Genomic DNA, 18,080 nt, shown 5'->3' on the forward strand with positions numbered 1-18,080 from the left:
AGGCCCTCGTGGGAGGTCCGACGGGCTCCTTCGCCACCTCCAGGCTAGGTTCACGCGGCGTCGCGCGGAGGGGTTTCGGGCCGTCCGGGGACCTAGGTCCCGAGCCGGGCGGGACCCCGCGGGAACCGCGGGATCTCGCCGTTTCCTCACCGCTTACACCCCGTCGCGACCACCTCTTGTGATGACCTTCACAAGCCCTCGGAAGCTGGCTGCGACCCCGGCAGCGCACCCCCGTGACGCACGACACGGACGCACGTCACACGCCCGCCCGACGTGGTCGCGGCTTCCGTGTGAGACTGCCCGGGTGAAGCGCACCGTAGGGGTCGAGGAAGAGTTCCTGCTCGTCGGCGACGACGGCCACCCGGTCGCCCGGGCCGCGGAGGCCCTGGAGGCGTCGGGGACCGACGAGAAGGGCGGCGGGACCGGCTCGCTCGAGTCGGAGTTCATGGAGGAGCAGCTCGAGACCGCGACCCACCCGCGGCGCGAGCTCGACGACCTCGCGACGGAGATCCGCGCGGGCCGGCAGCGCGCCCAGGAGGCCGCGGACCGCGTCGGCGCCCGGGTCGCCGCGCTCTCCACCTCGCCCCTGCCCTTCGAGGGCACCACCGTCTCGCGCCTGCGCTACCTCGAGGCCCGCGCCGCGTTCGGGCTCACGGCGCGCGAGCAGCTCACGAGCGGGTGCCACGTGCACGTCGCCGTCGCGGACGACACCGAGGGGGTCGCCGTCCTCGACCGCATCGGGCCGTGGCTCTCCACGCTCCTCGCGCTGAGCACCAACTCCCCGTTCTGGCAGGGCCAGGACAGCGGGTACGCCAGCTTCCGGTCCCAGGTCTGGTCCCGCTGGCCGACGTCGGGGCCCACCCGGGCGTTCGGCTCGCCCGAGGCGTACCGCGACGCGGTCGACACCCTCGTCGCGACCGGCACGATCCTCGACGAGAACATGGTCTACTTCGACGCCCGGCTGTCGTCGCGCTACCCGACGGTCGAGATCCGCGTCGCCGACGTGTGCCTCGACCCCGACACGGCGACGCTCCTCGCGGCCCTCAGCCGCGGCCTCGTCGAGACGGCGGCGCGCGAGGCCGCGGACGGCGTCGCGGCACCGGAGCTCCGCCCCGAGATCCTGCGGACCGCCTCGTGGCGCGCCGGGCGCTCGGGCCTCGAGGAGGACCTGGTCTCGCCGCTCACGTGGCGCCCCGCCCCGGCGCACGACGTCGTTGGGCTGCTCGTCGCGCACGTGCGGGACGCGCTCGTCGACGCGGGCGACCTCGACGCCGTGACGGAGCTCCTCGGACGCCTCTGGTCCGGCGGGAACGGCGCGCAGCGCCAGCGCGCGTGGCACGCAGCGTCCGGCGGGGATCTGCGCGCCGTCGTCGAGCAGGCCGTGGAGGTCACGCACTCCTGACGCCCCGGCCGCCGGCGCGCCGCTGACAGGACGCGCTGCGCGCTACGGCGCGGTGAGGGCCGCCTCGCGGGCGCGGGCGACGACGTCGTGCACGGTCGGTCCCAGGACGTCCGGCCGCGGGCCGTCCGCCCACGCGCGCCCGTGGGAGACCCAGCCGGTGCGGGTGCCGGCGGCCCGGCCCGCGGCGACGTCGGCGTGCGCCGCGTCCCCGACCATCCAGACCTCCGCACGGTCCACGTCGGTCGCGCCGACGCGCTCCAGCGCGATCTCGAGGAGCCGCGGGTCCGGCTTGTCCACGCCCTCCTCGCCGGACACGACGACGGCGTCGACGTGCACCCCGACCCGGCAGCGGGCGAGCTTGCCGCGCTGCTGGGCGGACGTCCCGTTCGTCACCACGACGACCACGTCGCCGTCGGCACGCAGCGCGTCGAGCAGGTCGAGCACGCCGTCGTACGCGCGCACGTGGTCGAGGATGCCGGCGCGGAAGCGGTCGACCGCGGTGGGCAGATCCTCGTCCCAGCCGAGGCGGTCGACGATGACGCGCGCCACCTCCGTCTTGACCGCGAACCCGCCCTGGTCGGCGGCGACGATCGCGGCGAGGTCGGAGGCGTCACGCCCGGCGCGCGCGACGGCGTCGGCCGCCCAGGCGGCGAACGCGGCGTCGCGGCCGACGAGCGTGTTGTCGAGGTCGAGGAGCCAGATCACGCCTGGACCCTAGCCCGGACGACCCGCGCGGCGCCGAGGCGTCCGCGGCGGGCGTCCGGGACGGTCAGCCGCGGGCGAGCGCCGCGAGCGCGTCCAGCACGTCGCGCGCGACGTCGGCCGGCGTGAGCCGGTACGCCGAGGCCACCTGGTCCCGGGTCGCGTGGTCGAGGAACTGCGCGGGCAGGCCGAGCGCGTGCACCGGCGTGCGGACGCCGCCCTCGAGCGAGCGCTGCGCGAGGAGCGCGCCCACGCCGCCGTCGGCGACGCCGTCCTCGACGCTCACGACGAGGTCGTGCTCGCCCGCGAGCTTGACGAGCGCGCTCGGCATCGGCAGGACCCACGTCGGCGACGCGACGGTGACGTCGACGCCGTGGGCCGTGAGCGACTCCGCCGCGTCGAGCGCGACGCGCGCCATGGACCCGGGGCCGACGAGCAGGACCCGAGCGCGGGGTGCCGCGCCCTGCGGGGCGGTCCTCGGCGCCTCGCCCGGCACGGCGAGCAGGTCCACGCCGTCCACGGTGTCGACGGCGGGCAGCGGGTCCCCGAGCGCCCCCTTGGGGTAGCGCACGACCGTCGGTGCGTCGTCCACGTCCACGGCCTCGCGCAGCGCCGTCCGCAGCGTCTCCTCGTCGCGCGGCGCGGCGAGCCGCAGGCCGGGCACGATGCGCAGCATCGCCATGTCCCACATGCCGTTGTGGCTCGCGCCGTCGTCGCCCGTGATGCCGGCACGGTCGAGCACGAACGTCACGCCGGCCTTGTGCAGGGCGACGTCCATGAGGACCTGGTCGAACGCGCGGTTGAGGAACGTCGCGTAGACGGCGACGACGGGGTGCAGGCCCGCGAACGCCATGCCCGCGGCGGACGTGGCGGCGTGCTGCTCGGCGATCCCGACGTCGAACGTGCGCTCGGGGAACGCCTGCGCGAACGGCTTGAGCCCCACGGGCTCGAGCATCGCCGCGGTGATCGCGACGACGTCGGACCGGCGCCGCCCGATCTGCACGATCTCGTCCGCGAAGACGCTCGTCCAGCCGAAGCGCGACGGCGCGACCGGCAGACCGGTCTCGGGGTGGATCTTCCCGACGGCGTGGAAGCGGTCGGCGACGTCCTGCTCGGCGGGCGTGTACCCGCGGCCCTTCTCGGTGATGGTGTGCACGATCACGGGCGCGCCGTACGCCTTGGCCCGGCGCAGCGCGTGCTCCATGGCCTCGACGTCGTGCCCGTCGACCGGGCCGACGTACTTGATGCCGAGGTCCTCGAACATCCCCTGCGGGGCGACGACGTCCTTGAGACCCTTCTTCAGGCCGTGCAGCCACTCGTAGGCGAACCGCCCCGGCGCGCCGGACCGGTTGAGGGTGCGTTTGCCCCACTGCAGGAAGCTCTCGTAGCCGTGCGTCGTGCGCAGCGTCGACAGGTGGTGCGCGAGGCCGCCGATCGTGGGCGAGTACGAGCGCCCGTTGTCGTTGACGACGACCACGAGCCGCCGGTCCTGGCTCTCCGCGATGTTGTTGAGCGCCTCCCAGGCCATGCCGCCCGTGAGCGCGCCGTCGCCGATGACCGCGACGACGTGCCGGTCGGTCAGGCCGCGCACGACGTTCGCCTTCGCGATGCCGTCGCCCCACGAGAGCGCGGTCGACGCGTGCGAGTTCTCGACGACGTCGTGGTCGGACTCGGCGCGCGACGGGTAGCCCGACATTCCGCCCTGCTTGCGCAGCGCCGAGAAGTCCTGGCGACCCGTGAGGAGCTTGTGCACGTAGGACTGGTGGCCCGTGTCGAACACGAACGTGTCGGTCGGCGACGAGAACACGCGGTGCATCGCGATCGTGAGCTCGACGACCCCGAGGTTCGGACCGAGGTGCCCGCCGGTGCGCGAGACCGAGTCGACGAGGAACGCACGGATCTCGCCGGCGAGCTCCCGCGTCTGCTCGAGGGTCAGCCGTTGCACGTCCTCGGGCGAGGTGATCGTGCCAAGCAGGCTCATGCAGATGCTCCGTTCCGTTCCCGTGCGACCAGCCCGACAACTCTAAAGCCTGTCGAACCTCCCCGCTGAGGTGTTCGGCAGCGTCCTTCTCGGACGTCCCTATGCCGCTGGCGCGGTGAGGGTTCCCACGTCATCCCGGCTGGTTTCGTCGACGCGAGGGCGTCGGCCAGAGCCGTCCGGTCGGTGGGCGTTGGTGACCTGGCCTCGTGCTTCGGGGTCCAGGACCTGGGAGTGGTGCTTCTCGCCCCAGGTGGCGAGGTTGACCGCGGCGTTCAGGTCGCGGTCGATGGTGTGCCCGCACGTGTCGCAGACGAAGACGCGGTCGGCGAGGGTGAGCGTCGTGGTGACGTCGCCGCAGGCCGAGCAGGTCTTCGAGGAGGGAAACCATCGATCCGCGACCAGGACCTGCCCGCCACGCCAGGACTGCTTGTAGGCGACCTGGCGGGCGAGCTCTCCCCAGGCCGCGTCCGAGATCGCTGCGGCGAGCCGGTGGTTGGCGAGCATGCCGGTGATGTTCAGATCCTCGATGACGAGCCGGTCGTGGGTCTTGACCAGCGCGCTGGAGACCTGGTGCAGGAAATGATGGCGGCGGGCGCGAACCCGCTCGTGGTGCCGAGCCAGCCGACGCACTGCGGAACGCCGTTTCGCCGAGCCCTTGACCTTCCGGGATACGGACTTCTGCAACCGGCGAGTGACCGACTGCGCGGCTCGTAACGCCTTGGGTGCCGTGCTTGCGCGCAGCACTTCGGCTCCGTCGCTGGTGGCAGCGACGACGGGCGCGTGCAGGCCGCGGTCCACGCCGACCCATCCACCGTGATCGGTGTCCTCATTCGGCAGGTGCCGGGCAGCAGGGTGCAGGTCGCTGGCCTCGACGTTCACGCTGATGCGCCACCGCCCGCCACGCCGCGACACGGTCACGAACAAGATCCGAGCCCTCCCCGCGGCGAGCATGCGGCGCAGCTTCCGGGTGTCGTCATGGACCTTGATCGCGCCGATCCCGGGCAGGGTGACCGAGCGCGGCCCAGCCTCACCGACGCGGATCGTGGACCGCTCACCGGTCTTCGTCCTCGAGGTCTTGTTGCGCATGCGGAACGAGCCACGCTCGTGGTTCTTCTTCTTGAACCGCGGATGCCCGACCGCCCGACCGGTCCGCTTGCCACGCCGGGAGTCGGTCCATGCCTTGAGCGCTCTGCCGAGGTCGACGACAGCTTCCTCGAAGACCTGCGCGCTCACCTCGGTCCGCCAGGCCAGGCCTGTGACTTCGGCCTCGACGACGCCCGAGCCATCGACGATGAACCGGCGACCGGCGGCCCCCGAGCGCTTCCACGCGTTGAACGCGTTGATCAGGTCAAACCCCGTCCACGGCACCGACACGATGCCGTCATCGGCATTCTCGGACGCGTCGCGGGCGCTCAGATGCAGGCGTAGGCCCTGATTGAACGCGAACCGCGCAGCACCCTCGTGCCTGGCCATGGCACGCGCTTGTTCCACGGTGGGCTCAACAACCCACTGGAACGTCGTATGCCGGGACACGACGAGCACGCTACCGCCGAGCACCGACAGGCTGGGGACCACGCCAAATCCCCGAGCCGGGAATCACGCCGACAGGTGGCACTTTCACGGCAACCAAGGCGGCCGAACGGAAGTCCGACGACACCCCGACCCACCCACGGACCCCGCGCCTGCGAGGGTTGCGCGATGCAAAGACCAAGCGCGCATGGAATGTCACTTCCGCCCTGCGGACATCGGGGGGCCGCGACCTCGTAGGATGGGGGGTATGCGCTTCCTGCCCGGCCAGTCCCCCGCGACCGACCTCACGTACGGCGACGTCTTCCTCGTCCCGTCGCGGTCCGAGGTCGCCTCGCGCTTCGACGTCGACCTCTCCTCCGCGGACGGGACGGGGACCACGATCCCCGTCGTCGTCGCGAACATGACCGCCGTCGCGGGCCGCCGCATGGCGGAGACGGTCTCGCGCCGCGGCGGCGTCGCGATCATCCCGCAGGACGTGCCGACCGACGTCGTCGCCGACGTGGTCGCCGACGTGAAGTCCAAGGACCCCGTCATCGAGACGCCCGTGGTGGTCGGCCCGCACGACACCGTCCACACGGCGCTCACCCTCATCGGCAAGCGCTCGCACGGTGCGGCGGTCGTCGTGGACGACGGCCGGCCCGTGGGCGTGGTCACGGAGGCCGACTGCGCCGACGTCGACCGCTTCACCCAGGTCCACCAGGTCATGACGACCGACCCCCTGGTCCTCGACGCGTCCGTCCTCGACGGCGGCCGCGCCGGGCTCGAGGCGGCCTACGACCAGCTCCACACCGCGCGCCTCAAGGTCGCGCCCGTGACGCGCGACGGGGCCCTCGTCGGCGTCCTCACGCGCAAGGGCGCGCTGCGCTCGTCCGTCTACGCGCCCGCGCTCGACGCGGCGGGCCGCCTGCGGGTCGGCGCCGCGGTCGGGATCAACGGCGACGTCGCGGCCAAGGCCAAGGAGCTCCTGGCGGCGGGCGTCGACGTGCTCGTCGTCGACACGGCGCACGGCCACCAGGCCAAGATGCTCCAGGCGCTCGACGCCGTCCGCTCGGTCGGTCCGGACGTCCCCGTGGTCGCGGGCAACGTCGTCACGGCCGACGGCGTGCGCGACCTCGTCGCCGCGGGCGCGGACATCGTCAAGGTGGGCGTCGGCCCGGGCGCGATGTGCACGACCCGCATGATGACGGCCGTCGGGCGACCGCAGTTCTCCGCCGTCCTCGAGTGCGCCGCCGCGGCGCGCGAGCTCGGCAAGCACGTCTGGGCCGACGGCGGCGTGCGCCACCCCCGCGACGTCGCCCTCGCGCTCGCCGCGGGCGCCTCGCAGGTGATGATCGGCTCGTGGTTCGCGGGCACGTACGAGTCGCCCGGCGACCTGCACGACGACGGCACCGGCCGGCTCTACAAGGAGAGCTTCGGCATGGCCTCGGCGCGGGCCGTGGCCGCGCGCACCGCGGGCGGCTCGCCGTTCGACCGCGCGCGCAAGGGGCTCTACGAGGAGGGCATCAGCTCGGGGCGCATGTTCCTCGACCCGCAGCGCCCGGGCGTTGAGGACCTCCTCGACCAGATCACGTCGGGGCTGCGCAGCTCCGCGACCTACGCGGGCGCGTCGAGCCTCGCGGAGTTCGCCGACCGCGCCGTCGTCGGGATCCAGTCCGCCGCGGGCTACGAGGAGGGCCGCCCGCTCCCGGTGAGCTGGTGACGAGCCGCGAGGCCGGGCGGGATCCTGCCGTGACGGCCCCTACCGATCCCCGGGCGTCCGCCGGTGCCGAGGCACTCGCGCGCGACCAGCTCGCCGCGCTCGCCGTGGACGGCGGGGCCTGGCCGTCGCCATGGCGGCTCGCGATCGGCTCGCTCGACGAGCGTGCCCGGCCCGCCGCCGTGCTCCTGCTGTTCGGCGCCCTCGACGCCGTGCCGTCCGAGCACCGGGCCCGCACCGTTCCGCGTGACCTGGACGTGCTCCTGCTCGCCCGCGCCGCGACGCTCGGCCACCACCCCGGCCAGGTGGCCTTCCCCGGCGGCCGGATCGACCCGGGGGACGACGGGCCGGTCGACGCCGCGCTGCGCGAGGCCGTGGAGGAGACGGGTCTCGACCGCTCGGGCGTCGACGTGCTCGGCACGCTCGGCGAGCTCCCCGTGCCCGTGAGCAACCACGTCGTCACCCCGGTGCTCGGGTGGTGGTCGCACCCGACACCCGTGCGCGCCGTCGACGCCGCGGAGTCCGCGCACGTCTTCCGCGTCCCGGTCGCGAACCTGCTCGACCCCGCCCGCCGTCGCACCGTGACCGTCCGGCGCGACCGCCGCGTGCACAAGAGCCCCGGGTTCCTCGTCGAGGCGGACGGGCGCGAGCACCTCGTCTGGGGGTTCACGGGCGGCATCCTCGACGCGCTGTTCGACCGGCTCGGCTGGACCGAGCCCTGGGACCGGACCCGCACGCTCGACGCCCCGCTCTGACCGGTCGACCCGGTCGCGGTCAGCTAGCCGGGCTCCTGTGCCGACGGCCCGGAGAGCCGCCGGCCGAACTCGGGGTCGTCCGTGAGCGTCGTGGAGGAGCGGCGCACGATCTCCTCGAGCACGTCGAGGTCGACGGCGTCGAGGTCCTTGACGTAGACGCAGCCCTTGCCGACCGAGTGGGGTCCCAGACGGTCCAGCAGCGCGGCGTGGGCGTCGACGCCGTCCATGAGGTACACGGTCGTCGCGGCCTTGCGCGGCGAGAATCCTGCCGCCGCCATGTCGCCCTCGCGACCGCCGGCGTAGCGGTAGTGGTAGGTGCCGAACCCGACGATCGACGAGCCCCACATCCGCGCGGGCTCCCCCGTGACCCGTCCCATCAGCTCGACGAGCCGGTACGCGTCGCGGCGCCGGACGGGGTGCTCCACCGCCGCGAGGAACGTCTCGACGTCCGCGCCGGTGGGCCGGGTCGTGTTCTCGCTCGCCATGCCCCAGTCTCTCGCGGCACGGCGGCGGCGCGCGAGATCGGCACGCCCGCGCAGGTTCGGCAGCCACGACCGCCGATCTCAGCAGGACGTGCCGAGCTCGCCGCCGTCGCTCTCGCCGGGGACGACGGCGGGGCGCCCACCTCGAGAGGTGGGCGCCCCGCCGGGGTGCGCGTGCGCCGTCGGGCAAGCCCGTAGCGCTAGCGGTGGCTCACGCCACCAGGGAGCGCAGCACGTACTGCAGGATGCCGCCGTTGCGGTAGTAGTCCGCCTCGCCGGGGGTGTCGATGCGCACGACGGCGTCGAACTCGACCGTCGTACCGTCGGCCTTGGTCGCGGTGACCTTCACGGTCGAGGGCGTGGAGCCGTCGTTCAGCGCCGTGATGCCGGCGATGTCGAACGTCTCGGTGCCGTCGAGGCCGAGCGACCCCGCGTCCTCGCCCGCCGGGAACTGCAGCGGCAGGACGCCCATGCCGATGAGGTTCGAGCGGTGGATGCGCTCGAAGCTCTCGGTGATGACGGCCTTGACGCCCAGGAGCGCCGTGCCCTTGGCCGCCCAGTCGCGCGACGAGCCGGAGCCGTACTCCTTGCCGCCCAGGATGACGAGCGGCGTGCCCTGCGCGGCGTAGTCCTGCGCGGCGTCGTAGATCGTGTCCTGCGCGCCCTTGACGAAGTTGAAGGTGTAGCCGCCCTCGACGTTGTCGAGGAGCTGGTTGCGCAGGCGGATGTTCGCGAACGTGCCGCGGATCATGACCTCGTGGTTCCCGCGGCGCGAGCCGTAGGAGTTGAAGTCGCGACGCGCGACGCCGTGCTCGGCGAGGTACTTCCCGGCCGGCGAGTCCACCTTGATGGCGCCCGCGGGGCTGATGTGGTCGGTCGTGACAGAGTCACCCAGCTTGGCGAGCACGCGCGCACCGGAGATGTCCGCGACAGGGGACGGCTCCATGCCCATGCCGTCGAAGTACGGGGGCTTGCGCACGTAGGTCGACTCGGTGTCCCACGCGAACGTGTCGCCCTCGGGCGTCTCGAGCGCGCGCCACCGGTCGTCGCCGGTGAAGACGTCCGCGTAGTCCTTGGTGAACATGTCGCGGTCGATCGACGCGTCGATCGTCGCCTGGACCTCGTCCGGCGTGGGCCAGATGTCCCGCAGGAAGATCGGGTGGCCCGCCTCGTCACGGCCCAGCGGGTCGTGGTCGAAGTCGAACTCCATCGTGCCCGCGAGGGCGTACGCGATGACCAGCGGCGGCGACGCGAGGTAGTTCATCTTCACGTCGGGGTTGATGCGGCCCTCGAAGTTGCGGTTGCCCGAGAGGACCGACACCACGGCGAGGTCGTGCTCGTTGACCGCCTCGGAGATCTTCTCGTCGAGCGGGCCCGAGTTGCCGATGCACGTCGCGCAGCCGTAGCCCACGAGGTGGAAGCCGAGCTTCTCGAGGTACGGCCACAGGCCGGCCTTCTCGTAGTAGTTCGTCACGACCTGCGAGCCCGGGGCCATCGAGGTCTTGACCCACGGCTTGGCCTCGAGGCCCTTCTCGACCGCCTTCTTCGCGAGGAGCGCGGCGGCGAGCATGACCGACGGGTTGGACGTGTTGGTGCAGCTCGTGATCGACGCGATCGCGACGGCGCCGTGGAACAGCTCGAACGACCTGCCGTCCGAGTCCGTCACGCTCACGGTCTTGCGGCCGTTGGGCGTGATCGCGGGCGAGTCGGACGCCGGGAACGACTCCTTCTCCGCCTCGTCGACGAGGTCGCGGACCTCGGGCGCGTAGGTGGGCAGGTCGCGCTCGAACGCCGACTTCGCGTTCGACAGCTCGATGCGGTCCTGCGGGCGCTTCGGCCCGGCGATCGACGGCACGACCGTCGAGAGGTCGAGCTCGAGGTACTCGGAGAACACCGGCTCGACGTAGCTGTCGGAGGCGGGGTCCAGCCACAGGCCCTGCTCCTTGGCGTACGCCTCGACGAGCGCGAGCTGCTCGTCGCTGCGGCCCGTGAGGCGCAGGTAGTCGATCGTCACGCCGTCGATCGGGAAGATCGCGGCCGTCGAGCCGAACTCGGGGCTCATGTTGCCGATCGTGGCGCGGTTCGCGAGCGGCACCTGGGCCACGCCGGCGCCGTAGAACTCGACGAACTTCCCGACGACGCCGTGCTGGCGCAGCATCTGGGTGATGGTGAGCACGACGTCGGTCGCGGTGACGCCCGCGGGGATCGAGCCGTTGAGCTTGAAGCCGACGACGCGCGGGATGAGCATCGACACGGGCTGGCCGAGCATGGCCGCCTCGGCCTCGATGCCGCCGACGCCCCAGCCGAGCACGCCGAGGCCGTTGACCATCGTCGTGTGCGAGTCGGTGCCGACGCACGTGTCGGGGTACGCGCGCAGGGTGCCACCCACCTCGCGCGTCATGATCGTGCGCGCCAGGAACTCGATGTTGACCTGGTGCACGATGCCGGTACCCGGGGGGACGACCTTGAAGTCGTCGAACGCCGTCTGGCCCCAGCGCAGGAACTGGTAGCGCTCGTGGTTGCGCTGGTACTCGAACTCGACGTTGCGCTCGAACGCGTCCGAGCGGCCCGCGACGTCGATCTGCACGGAGTGGTCGATGACCATCTCGGCCGGCGCGAGCGGGTTGATGCGCGACGGGTCGCCGCCGAGCTCCGCGACGGCCTCGCGCATGGTCGCGAGGTCGACGACGCAGGGCACGCCCGTGAAGTCCTGCATGATCACGCGCGCGGGCGTGAACTGGATCTCGGTGTCGGGCTGCGCGTCCGGGTCCCAGGACGCGAGCGCGCGCACGTGGTCGGCCGTGATGTTGGCGCCGTCCTCCGTGCGCAGGAGGTTCTCGGCAAGGATCTTCAGGCTGTACGGGAGGCGCTCGACACCCTCGACGGCGGACAGGCGGAAGATCTCGTACGAGTTCTCACCGACCTCCAGCGTTCCCTTCGACCCGAACGTGTCGACGCTGCTCACTCGTAGCTCCTTCGTGGCGAGACGGTGGCACGGATGCCATGGTTCAGGGGGCTTCGCCCAGCCTACGCCGGGCCGGCGCGCCGCTCAGCCGGGCCCGGAGGACCGCTCTGGCGGTGGTCGGCGGCTCGTCCACGACCCGCTGCGACCTGCACCGCGACCAGCATACCCCATATATCTTGACGTCAAGATATATGGCCGTCCTACCCGCTCAGAGGTCGCAGTCGCACAGCAGGTTGAGCTCGACGACCTGCTCCCCCTCGTCGGGGCGCGCCCACGCCTCCGCCTCGGCGCGCGACGCGAAGCTCCGCCCGGCGAGCCGTCCGTTCGGCAGCAGGACGCCGACGCCGACGACGTCGCGCACGTCGTCGGGCACGGGGAACGCCTGGTCCGCCGCCGGAGCCGTCACCGCCGTCGTCCCGCTCGCCGTGGTCCCGCTCGCGGTGGTCCCGTTCGTCGTGCTGGTGCTCGTCACGTCCCTCACCGTCCCGCTCGTCCGACCGTCTTCTCATCGTCCTCCCGGCGCGCGCCCCGGCGCACCCGGGTTCGCGCACGGCCGAGCGCGCCCGGCGACGTCAGCGCGTGAGGACCGCGACGGCCTCGAGGTGGTGCGTGTGCGGGAAGAGGTCGAACGCGCGCAGGGACGCGAGCCCGTAGCCGTGGCCGGCGAGGTAGGCGACGTCGCGCGCGAGCGCGGCCGGGTCGCACGCGACGTACACGACCCGGGACGGCTGCCGGGAGGCGATCGCCTCGACCACGCCGCGTCCGGCGCCGACGCGCGGCGGGTCGAGCACGACGACGTCCGCACCGGTGGGGTCGTCGGCGAGCATTTGCTCGACGGGACCGTGGTGCAGCTCCACCCGGTCGAGCCCGTGCGCGTTGCGGCGCGCGTCGCGCACGGCCCGCTCGTCGCCCTCCACGGCGACCACCGAGCCGGTCGCCCCCACGGCCGCTGCCAGGGGCGAGGTGAACAGCCCGGCACCCGCGTAGAGGTCGAGCACGCGCGCGCCGTCGACGTCCCCCACGCCGTCGAGCACCGCGCGCGCCAGCGTGGCGGGCGCCTCGCGGTGCACCTGCCAGAACCCGCCCGCCGCGACCCGGTACTCGTGCTCCCGGTCGCCGAGCACGACGCGCTCGGTCACGCTGCGGCGCGCGTTGGGGCGCTGGTCGGGCGAGCCCGACCGCCACGGCTCGCCGTCCACGAGGAGGACCGGCGCCGAGCCCACGGGGGCGACGAGCTCGATCCGCGTGCCCGGACGCCAGGTGCGCGTGAAGACCTTCTCGCGCGCCGCGAGCTCCGCGACGTCCTCGGTCGCGAGCGGCATGCCGTTCAGCGCGACGACGTCGTGCGACCGGAAGCGGTGCATGCCCGCGCGGCCCGTGCCGTCGGCCACGAGGTCCACGCGCGTGCGGTAGCCGAGGCCGCCGCGCTCGGCGTCGCCCGGCAAACCCTCGACCTCTACCTGAGGGTCAACCTCGTCGAGGTCGACCTTCCCGAGCCGGCGGAGCTGCTCGGCCAGCACGTCCCGCTTCCAGCGGCGCTGCGCGTCGAGCGCGACGTGCGCCAGCTCGCCGCCGCCGACGCCCCCGGGACCGGCCTCCGGCCACACCGAGGGGACGCGGTCGGGCGACGCCTCGAGGATCTCGACGGCGTCGGCGCGCCAGAACTTCGCGGCGTCCCCGCCCTCCGTGACCCGGGCGCGCACCCGCTCCCCGGGCAGCGTGTGACGGACGAAGACGACGCGGCCGTCGTACCGCGCGACGCAGTGGCCGCCGTGCGCGACCGGGCCGACCTCGAGCTCGACCTCGACCTCAGGTCGAGGGTCGACGCGGGCCGACTGCCGCGTCGCTCGACCGCCCTGCCGACGGGTCGTGCGGCGTCCGCCGCGCGCGGCACGACGGTCCGCGAAGGGGTCGGACGATCGGTCGGAGGGCACGGCGGGACCGCGCGAGGAGGACGGCATGCCCCCAGTATCCCGGACTCGCGCCGCCACACCGGTTGTGGGCGTGAAATGGGCCCGGTCCTCGTCGAAGAACCGGGCCCATTCCACGCCCACAACCGGTCCCGGATCAGTAGCCCGTGAAGCGCTGGCGGAAGCCCTCGCCCTCGAGGCCGGTCTGGCCCGCGGTCGAGGAGAGCTGCCACGGTACCGACGCCACGACGACGCCCGGCGTGAAGAGCAGACGACCCTTGAGGCGCAGCGCGCTCTGGTTGTGCAGGAGCTGCTCCCACCAGTGCCCCACGACGTACTCGGGGATGTAGACGACCACGAGGTCGCGCGGCGACTCGCGACGGACCGAGCGCACGTACGACAGCACGGGGCGTGTGATCTCGCGGAAGGGCGAGTCCAGGACGCGCAGCGGGACGGGGAGGTCGAGCGTCTCCCACTGCCGCATGAGGTCCTCGACGTCCTCGGAGTCCACGCCGACGGTGACCGCCTCCAGGACGGACGGGCGCGACGCGCGCGCGTACGCGAGCGCCCGCATCGTCGGCCGGTGGATCTTGGACACGAGGACGATGGCGTGCACCCGGCTGGGCAGCGCGCGGGCCGCGGCGGCCTCGTCGCCGAGCGCGAGCTCGTCGCGCACCCGGTCGTAGTGCTTGCGGATCGACTTCATGAGCACGAAGACGAGCGCCATCGCGAGGATCGCGATCCAGGCGCCGTGCGTGAACTTCGTGACGAGGACGATGACGAGCACGGTCCCGGTCATGGCCAGGCCGACCGTGTTGACCACGCGCGAGCGGCGCATGCGCGCCCGCTCGCGGGGCTGGTGCTCGGTCCGCAGCGCGCGCGTCCAGTGCCGCACCATCCCGAGCTGGGACAGCGTGAACGACACGAAGACGCCCACGATGTAGAGTTGGATGAGGCGCGTGACCTGCGCGTCGAACGCCCAGATGAGCACGATCGCCGCGACGGCCAGCGTGATGATGCCGTTCGAGAACGCGAGCCGGTCGCCGCGCGTGTGGAGCTGGCGTGGCAGGTAGCCGTCCTTCGCGAGGATCGAGCCGAGCACCGGGAAGCCGTTGAACGCGGTGTTCGCCGCGAGCACGAGGATGAGCCCCGTCACCGCGGACACCACGTAGAAGAGCACGGGGGCCCCGCTGAACACGGTCTCGGCGAGCTGCCCGATCACCGGGTGCTGCACGTAGTCCGCGGGGAGGGGCTCCCCGTTCAGGGAGAGCTGGGTGTGCGGGTCCTCGGCGTAGTGCACGCCGGTCGCGCGCGCGAGGAAGAGGATCGACAGCATCATCACGGCCGAGATGCCGCCCAGCAGGGCGAGCGTCGTGGCGGCGTTGCGCGACTTGGGCTTGCGGAACGCGGGGACGCCGTTGCTGATGGCCTCGACGCCCGTGAGGGCGGCGCACCCGGACGCGAACGCGCGCGCCACGAGGAACGCGCCCGCGATGCCGATGAGGCCCTGGTCGAACCCGCTCTCCGCCGTGAGCTCGAACTCCGCGCTCTCCGCCGGGCCGAGGTTGCCCGTGACGTACTGGAAGAACCCGACGACCGCCGTCGTGCCGATGGCCAGCATGAAGAGGTAGACGGGGATGGCGAAGAACGTCCCCGACTCCTTGACCCCGCGCAGGTTGACGAGCGTGAGGACGACGACGAGCCCGATCGCGAACGCGGCCTCGTGGTCGCGCAGCGCGGGGATCGCGCTGGCCGCGTACTGCGCACCCGACGAGATCGAGACCGCGACCGTGAGCACGTAGTCGACCATGAGCGCCGACGCGACACCGACGCCCGCCGACGGGCCCAGGTTGACCGTGGCGACCTCGTAGTCGCCGCCGCCCGACGGGTAGGCGCGCACGTTCTGGCGGTACGACGCGACGACCGTCAGCAGCACGACCACGACCGCGAGGCCCACCCACGGCGAGATCATCGTCGCGCTGAGGCCCGCGATGGCGAGCGTCAGGAGGATCTCGTCCGGGGCGTACGCGACCGACGACAGGGCGTCGGACGCGAACACGGGCAGGGCCACACGCTTGGGGAGCAGCGTGTGCCCCAGGTGCTCGCTGCGGACCGGCCGCCCGAGCAGCAGCCGCTTCGCGGCATCAGCGATCTCCGACACGAGGCCTCATGCTATGCCCGACGGCGCCCGGTCGCGCTGGTGCGCGCCCGGCGGCCCCGCGAGCGGTAGCGTTCGGTGCGTGCACTTCGTCATCATGGGCTGCGGCCGCGTCGGCGCGACGCTCGCCCAGTCTCTCGAGTCGAGCGGCCACTCCGTCGCCGTCGTCGACCAGAACCCCGACGCGTTCCGGCGCCTCCCGGCCGAGTTCACGGGCAAGAAGGTGACCGGGGTCGGGTTCGACCGCGACACGCTCGTGCAGGCCGGCATCGAGGAGGCCTACGCGTTCGCCGCGGTCTCCGACGGCGACAACTCGAACATCCTCTCCGCGCGCGTCGTGCGGGAGACGTTCGGCGTCGAGAAGGTCGTGGCCCGCATCTACGACCCCCAGCGCGCGGAGATCTACCAGCGCCTCGGGATCCCCACGGTCGCGACCGTGCGGTGGACCGCGGACCAGGTGCTGCGCCGCATGCTCCCGTTCGGCGCGACCGACGAGTACCGCGACCCGTCCGGGCACGTGCGGCTCGCGCAGGTCGACTTCCACCCCGACTGGGTCGGGCGCACCGTCCGCGCCATCGAGGACGCCACCGGCGCGCGCGTCGCGTTCGTCAGCCGCTTCGGCGACGGGGTCCTCGTCACGGACCGCACCGTCCTGCAGGAGAACGACGTGCTGCACGTGCTCATGGACGACGAGCAGGCCGCCGTCGTCGAACGCAAGCTCACCCACGCACCGAAGGTCGAGGCCGAGTGATGCGCGTCGTCATCGCCGGGGCGGGCTCGGTCGGCCGCTCGATCGCCCGGGAGCTCCTGAGCCACGACCACGAGGTCATGCTCATCGACAAGCAGCCGGCGGCCATGCGGGTCGCGCAGGTGGCGGAGGCGGACTGGCTGCTCGCCGACGCGTGCGAGCTCTCGACGCTCGCCGAGGCCAAGGTCGAGGAGTGCGACGTCATCGTGGCGGCCACGGGCGACGACAAGGTGAACCTCGTCGTGTCGCTCCTCGCCAAGACCGAGTTCGGGGTGCCCCGCACGGTCGCGCGCGTGAACAACCCGAAGAACGAGTGGATGTTCGACGAGTCGTGGGGCGTGGACGTCGCCGTCTCGACGCCCCGCATCATGACCGCGATGGTCGAGGAGGCCGTCGCCGTCGGCGACCTCGTCCGCATCTTCACGTTCCACCAGTCCGGCGCGGACATCCTCGAGGTCACGCTGCCGCCGACCTCGCCGCTCGTCGGCCACCGGGTCGGCGAGGTGAGCTGGCCCGCGGACACGGTGCTCGCGGCGATCGTCCGCGGCACGCGACCGATCGCGCCCAGCCAGGACGACACGCTCGAGGCCGGGGACGAGCTCCTGCTCGTCACGGGCGACGAGGCGGACGAGGGTGCCCTCGGCCGGCTCCTCGCCGGCCAGGGCGAGGTCGAGCCGACCTCGCCGGACACGCCCGTCGAGGCGCCCGAGGCCGACGACACCGTCCTCTGACGGGGCACGCCCCCGCGGTCGGCGGGCCTACGCCGACGGCTGCGAGGCTGGCGCGCCGTGCGGCCGGCGCACCAGGATCCACGTGAGCCACAGGACGAGGGCCCACAGCGGGATGCCCATGACGAGGCGCGCCGTGCCGAGCCAGCCGACGTCGCCGTCGAGGTAGAGCGGGACCTGGACCGCGAGCCGGGCGGCGAACAGGCCGATCCAGAGCCACGTCGCGGCAGTGTACCGGCGCATCAGCGCCCGGTCGGACCGCCAGGTGCGGGCCCAGCGGGCGAACGCGCCGGGCTCGCCGGCGCGCGCGTCGGCAGGTGCGCCGGCCTGCGCCGCGGCCACGACGGGCTGCTCGGCCGAGACGTCCGGGGCGTCGACCGCGTCGGGCGACCCCTCCGCGGTCGCTCCGGCCGACCCCGATGCGCCGCCCGCGCCGAAGCCGCTGCGGAAGCCCTCGACCACGAGCCCGACGAGCGGCCAGCGGGCCAGGACGGAGACGAGGAGCGCGACGAGGTACGCGGCGTTCGTCCACAGGCCCCACGCGAAGTAGTCCTGCGCCTCGCCCGAGCGCCACGCCCAGATCACGCCGATGCCGACGCCCAGGAGGCCGCCGAACGCCTGCGTGACGGGGGTGCGCTGGACCAGTCGCGCCGCGACGGCGACCAGGGCCGCCGCGACCGAGGTCACGAGCGCCCACTGCAGGTTCGTCGTGGCGACGTAGACGACGACGAAGACGAGACCCGGGGCGACCGACTCGACGAGCCCGCGCACGCCCCCGATGGCGTCGGCCACGGAGAAGTCCTGCCCGGCGAGCGCGCGGACCCCGCGGGCGCGGCCGTCCTCGGGCGCGGCGACGTCGTCGACGACGGTCTCCGCGACCTCGGCGTCGTGCGCGAGCCCCTCCGGCGCGTGCCCGGGGCCGGGCCGGCCGTCCGCGGGGCCGCCGGTCGCGTCGCTGCTGCTCGTCATCTCGTGGCGTCCTCGGTGGCTCGGGGTCGGTCGGTCACGGTCCGGGCGCGCGGC

14 protein-coding genes are annotated in these 18,080 nt (G+C 73.2%); 5 read left to right on the forward strand and 9 right to left on the reverse strand.

What is annotated here, in order from left to right:
* The first annotated feature begins 304 nt into the window (after positions 1–304).
* Complete coding sequence (locus tag ACFC2L_RS17895; protein WP_375825690.1) at positions 305–1,402, forward strand: glutamate--cysteine ligase; 1,098 nt, start codon at positions 305–307, stop codon at positions 1,400–1,402.
* Positions 1,403–1,444: 42 nt separating this feature from the next.
* Here the strand turns inward: ACFC2L_RS17895 and ACFC2L_RS17900 are convergent, their stop codons facing one another.
* The 3 genes from ACFC2L_RS17900 to ACFC2L_RS17910 form a co-directional block, all read right to left on the reverse strand.
* Positions 1,445–2,107 (reverse strand): HAD family hydrolase, encoded by a 663-nt coding sequence (locus tag ACFC2L_RS17900; RefSeq protein ID WP_375825691.1) that lies wholly within the window; start codon positions 2,105–2,107, stop codon positions 1,445–1,447.
* A gap of 64 nt (positions 2,108–2,171) precedes the next feature.
* A complete protein-coding gene (gene dxs, locus ACFC2L_RS17905; protein WP_375825692.1) occupies positions 2,172–4,085 on the reverse strand; it encodes a 1-deoxy-D-xylulose-5-phosphate synthase in 1,914 nt (637 codons plus the stop codon).
* Positions 4,086–4,184: 99 nt separating this feature from the next.
* Positions 4,185–5,660: an RNA-guided endonuclease InsQ/TnpB family protein gene (locus ACFC2L_RS17910; RefSeq protein ID WP_375825693.1), complete on the reverse strand. Its 1,476-nt coding sequence runs from the start codon at positions 5,658–5,660 to the stop codon at positions 4,185–4,187.
* A gap of 202 nt (positions 5,661–5,862) precedes the next feature.
* On the opposite strand from ACFC2L_RS17910, the gene ACFC2L_RS17915 reads away from it, so the two are divergent.
* Positions 5,863–7,314: a GuaB1 family IMP dehydrogenase-related protein gene (locus ACFC2L_RS17915; RefSeq protein WP_375825694.1), complete on the forward strand. Its 1,452-nt coding sequence runs from the start codon at positions 5,863–5,865 to the stop codon at positions 7,312–7,314.
* A 29-nt stretch (positions 7,315–7,343) separates the two neighbouring features.
* On the forward strand, positions 7,344–8,066 hold the full coding sequence (locus tag ACFC2L_RS17920; RefSeq protein ID WP_375825695.1) for an NUDIX hydrolase: 723 nt from the start codon (positions 7,344–7,346) through the stop codon (positions 8,064–8,066).
* A 23-nt stretch (positions 8,067–8,089) separates the two neighbouring features.
* Here the strand turns inward: ACFC2L_RS17920 and ACFC2L_RS17925 are convergent, their stop codons facing one another.
* The 5 genes from ACFC2L_RS17925 to ACFC2L_RS17945 all read right to left on the reverse strand — a co-directional run bounded on the left by ACFC2L_RS17925 (position 8,090) and on the right by ACFC2L_RS17945 (position 15,584).
* A complete protein-coding gene (locus ACFC2L_RS17925; RefSeq protein WP_375825696.1) occupies positions 8,090–8,551 on the reverse strand; it encodes a DUF1801 domain-containing protein in 462 nt (153 codons plus the stop codon).
* A 208-nt stretch (positions 8,552–8,759) separates the two neighbouring features.
* On the reverse strand, positions 8,760–11,513 hold the full coding sequence (gene acnA / locus ACFC2L_RS17930; protein ID WP_375825697.1) for an aconitate hydratase AcnA: 2,754 nt from the start codon (positions 11,511–11,513) through the stop codon (positions 8,760–8,762).
* Positions 11,514–11,721: 208 nt separating this feature from the next.
* Positions 11,722–11,985, reverse strand: coding sequence for a hypothetical protein (locus ACFC2L_RS17935; protein ID WP_375825699.1), 264 nt, complete (start codon positions 11,983–11,985; stop codon positions 11,722–11,724).
* Positions 11,986–12,085: 100 nt separating this feature from the next.
* A complete protein-coding gene (locus tag ACFC2L_RS17940; RefSeq protein WP_375825700.1) occupies positions 12,086–13,474 on the reverse strand; it encodes a class I SAM-dependent RNA methyltransferase in 1,389 nt (462 codons plus the stop codon).
* Positions 13,475–13,580: 106 nt separating this feature from the next.
* Positions 13,581–15,584: an APC family permease gene (locus ACFC2L_RS17945; RefSeq protein WP_375825701.1), complete on the reverse strand. Its 2,004-nt coding sequence runs from the start codon at positions 15,582–15,584 to the stop codon at positions 13,581–13,583.
* A 94-nt stretch (positions 15,585–15,678) separates the two neighbouring features.
* On the opposite strand from ACFC2L_RS17945, the gene ACFC2L_RS17950 reads away from it, so the two are divergent.
* Together ACFC2L_RS17950 and ACFC2L_RS17955 are read left to right on the forward strand one after the other, a co-directional pair.
* Complete coding sequence (locus ACFC2L_RS17950; protein ID WP_375825728.1) at positions 15,679–16,332, forward strand: potassium channel family protein; 654 nt, start codon at positions 15,679–15,681, stop codon at positions 16,330–16,332.
* Positions 16,332–17,060, forward strand: coding sequence for a potassium channel family protein (locus tag ACFC2L_RS17955; RefSeq protein WP_375825702.1), 729 nt, complete (start codon positions 16,332–16,334; stop codon positions 17,058–17,060). Before ACFC2L_RS17950 ends, ACFC2L_RS17955 begins: the two co-directional genes overlap by 1 nt.
* Positions 17,061–17,087: 27 nt before the next feature.
* Here the strand turns inward: ACFC2L_RS17955 and ACFC2L_RS17960 are convergent, their stop codons facing one another.
* Positions 17,088–18,026 (reverse strand): DUF3159 domain-containing protein, encoded by a 939-nt coding sequence (locus tag ACFC2L_RS17960; RefSeq protein ID WP_375825703.1) that lies wholly within the window; start codon positions 18,024–18,026, stop codon positions 17,088–17,090.
* Positions 18,027–18,080: the final 54 nt, after the last annotated feature.

The organism is Cellulosimicrobium sp. NPDC055967, assembly GCF_042269845.1.
GTDB lineage: Bacteria > Actinomycetota > Actinomycetes > Actinomycetales > Cellulomonadaceae > Cellulosimicrobium.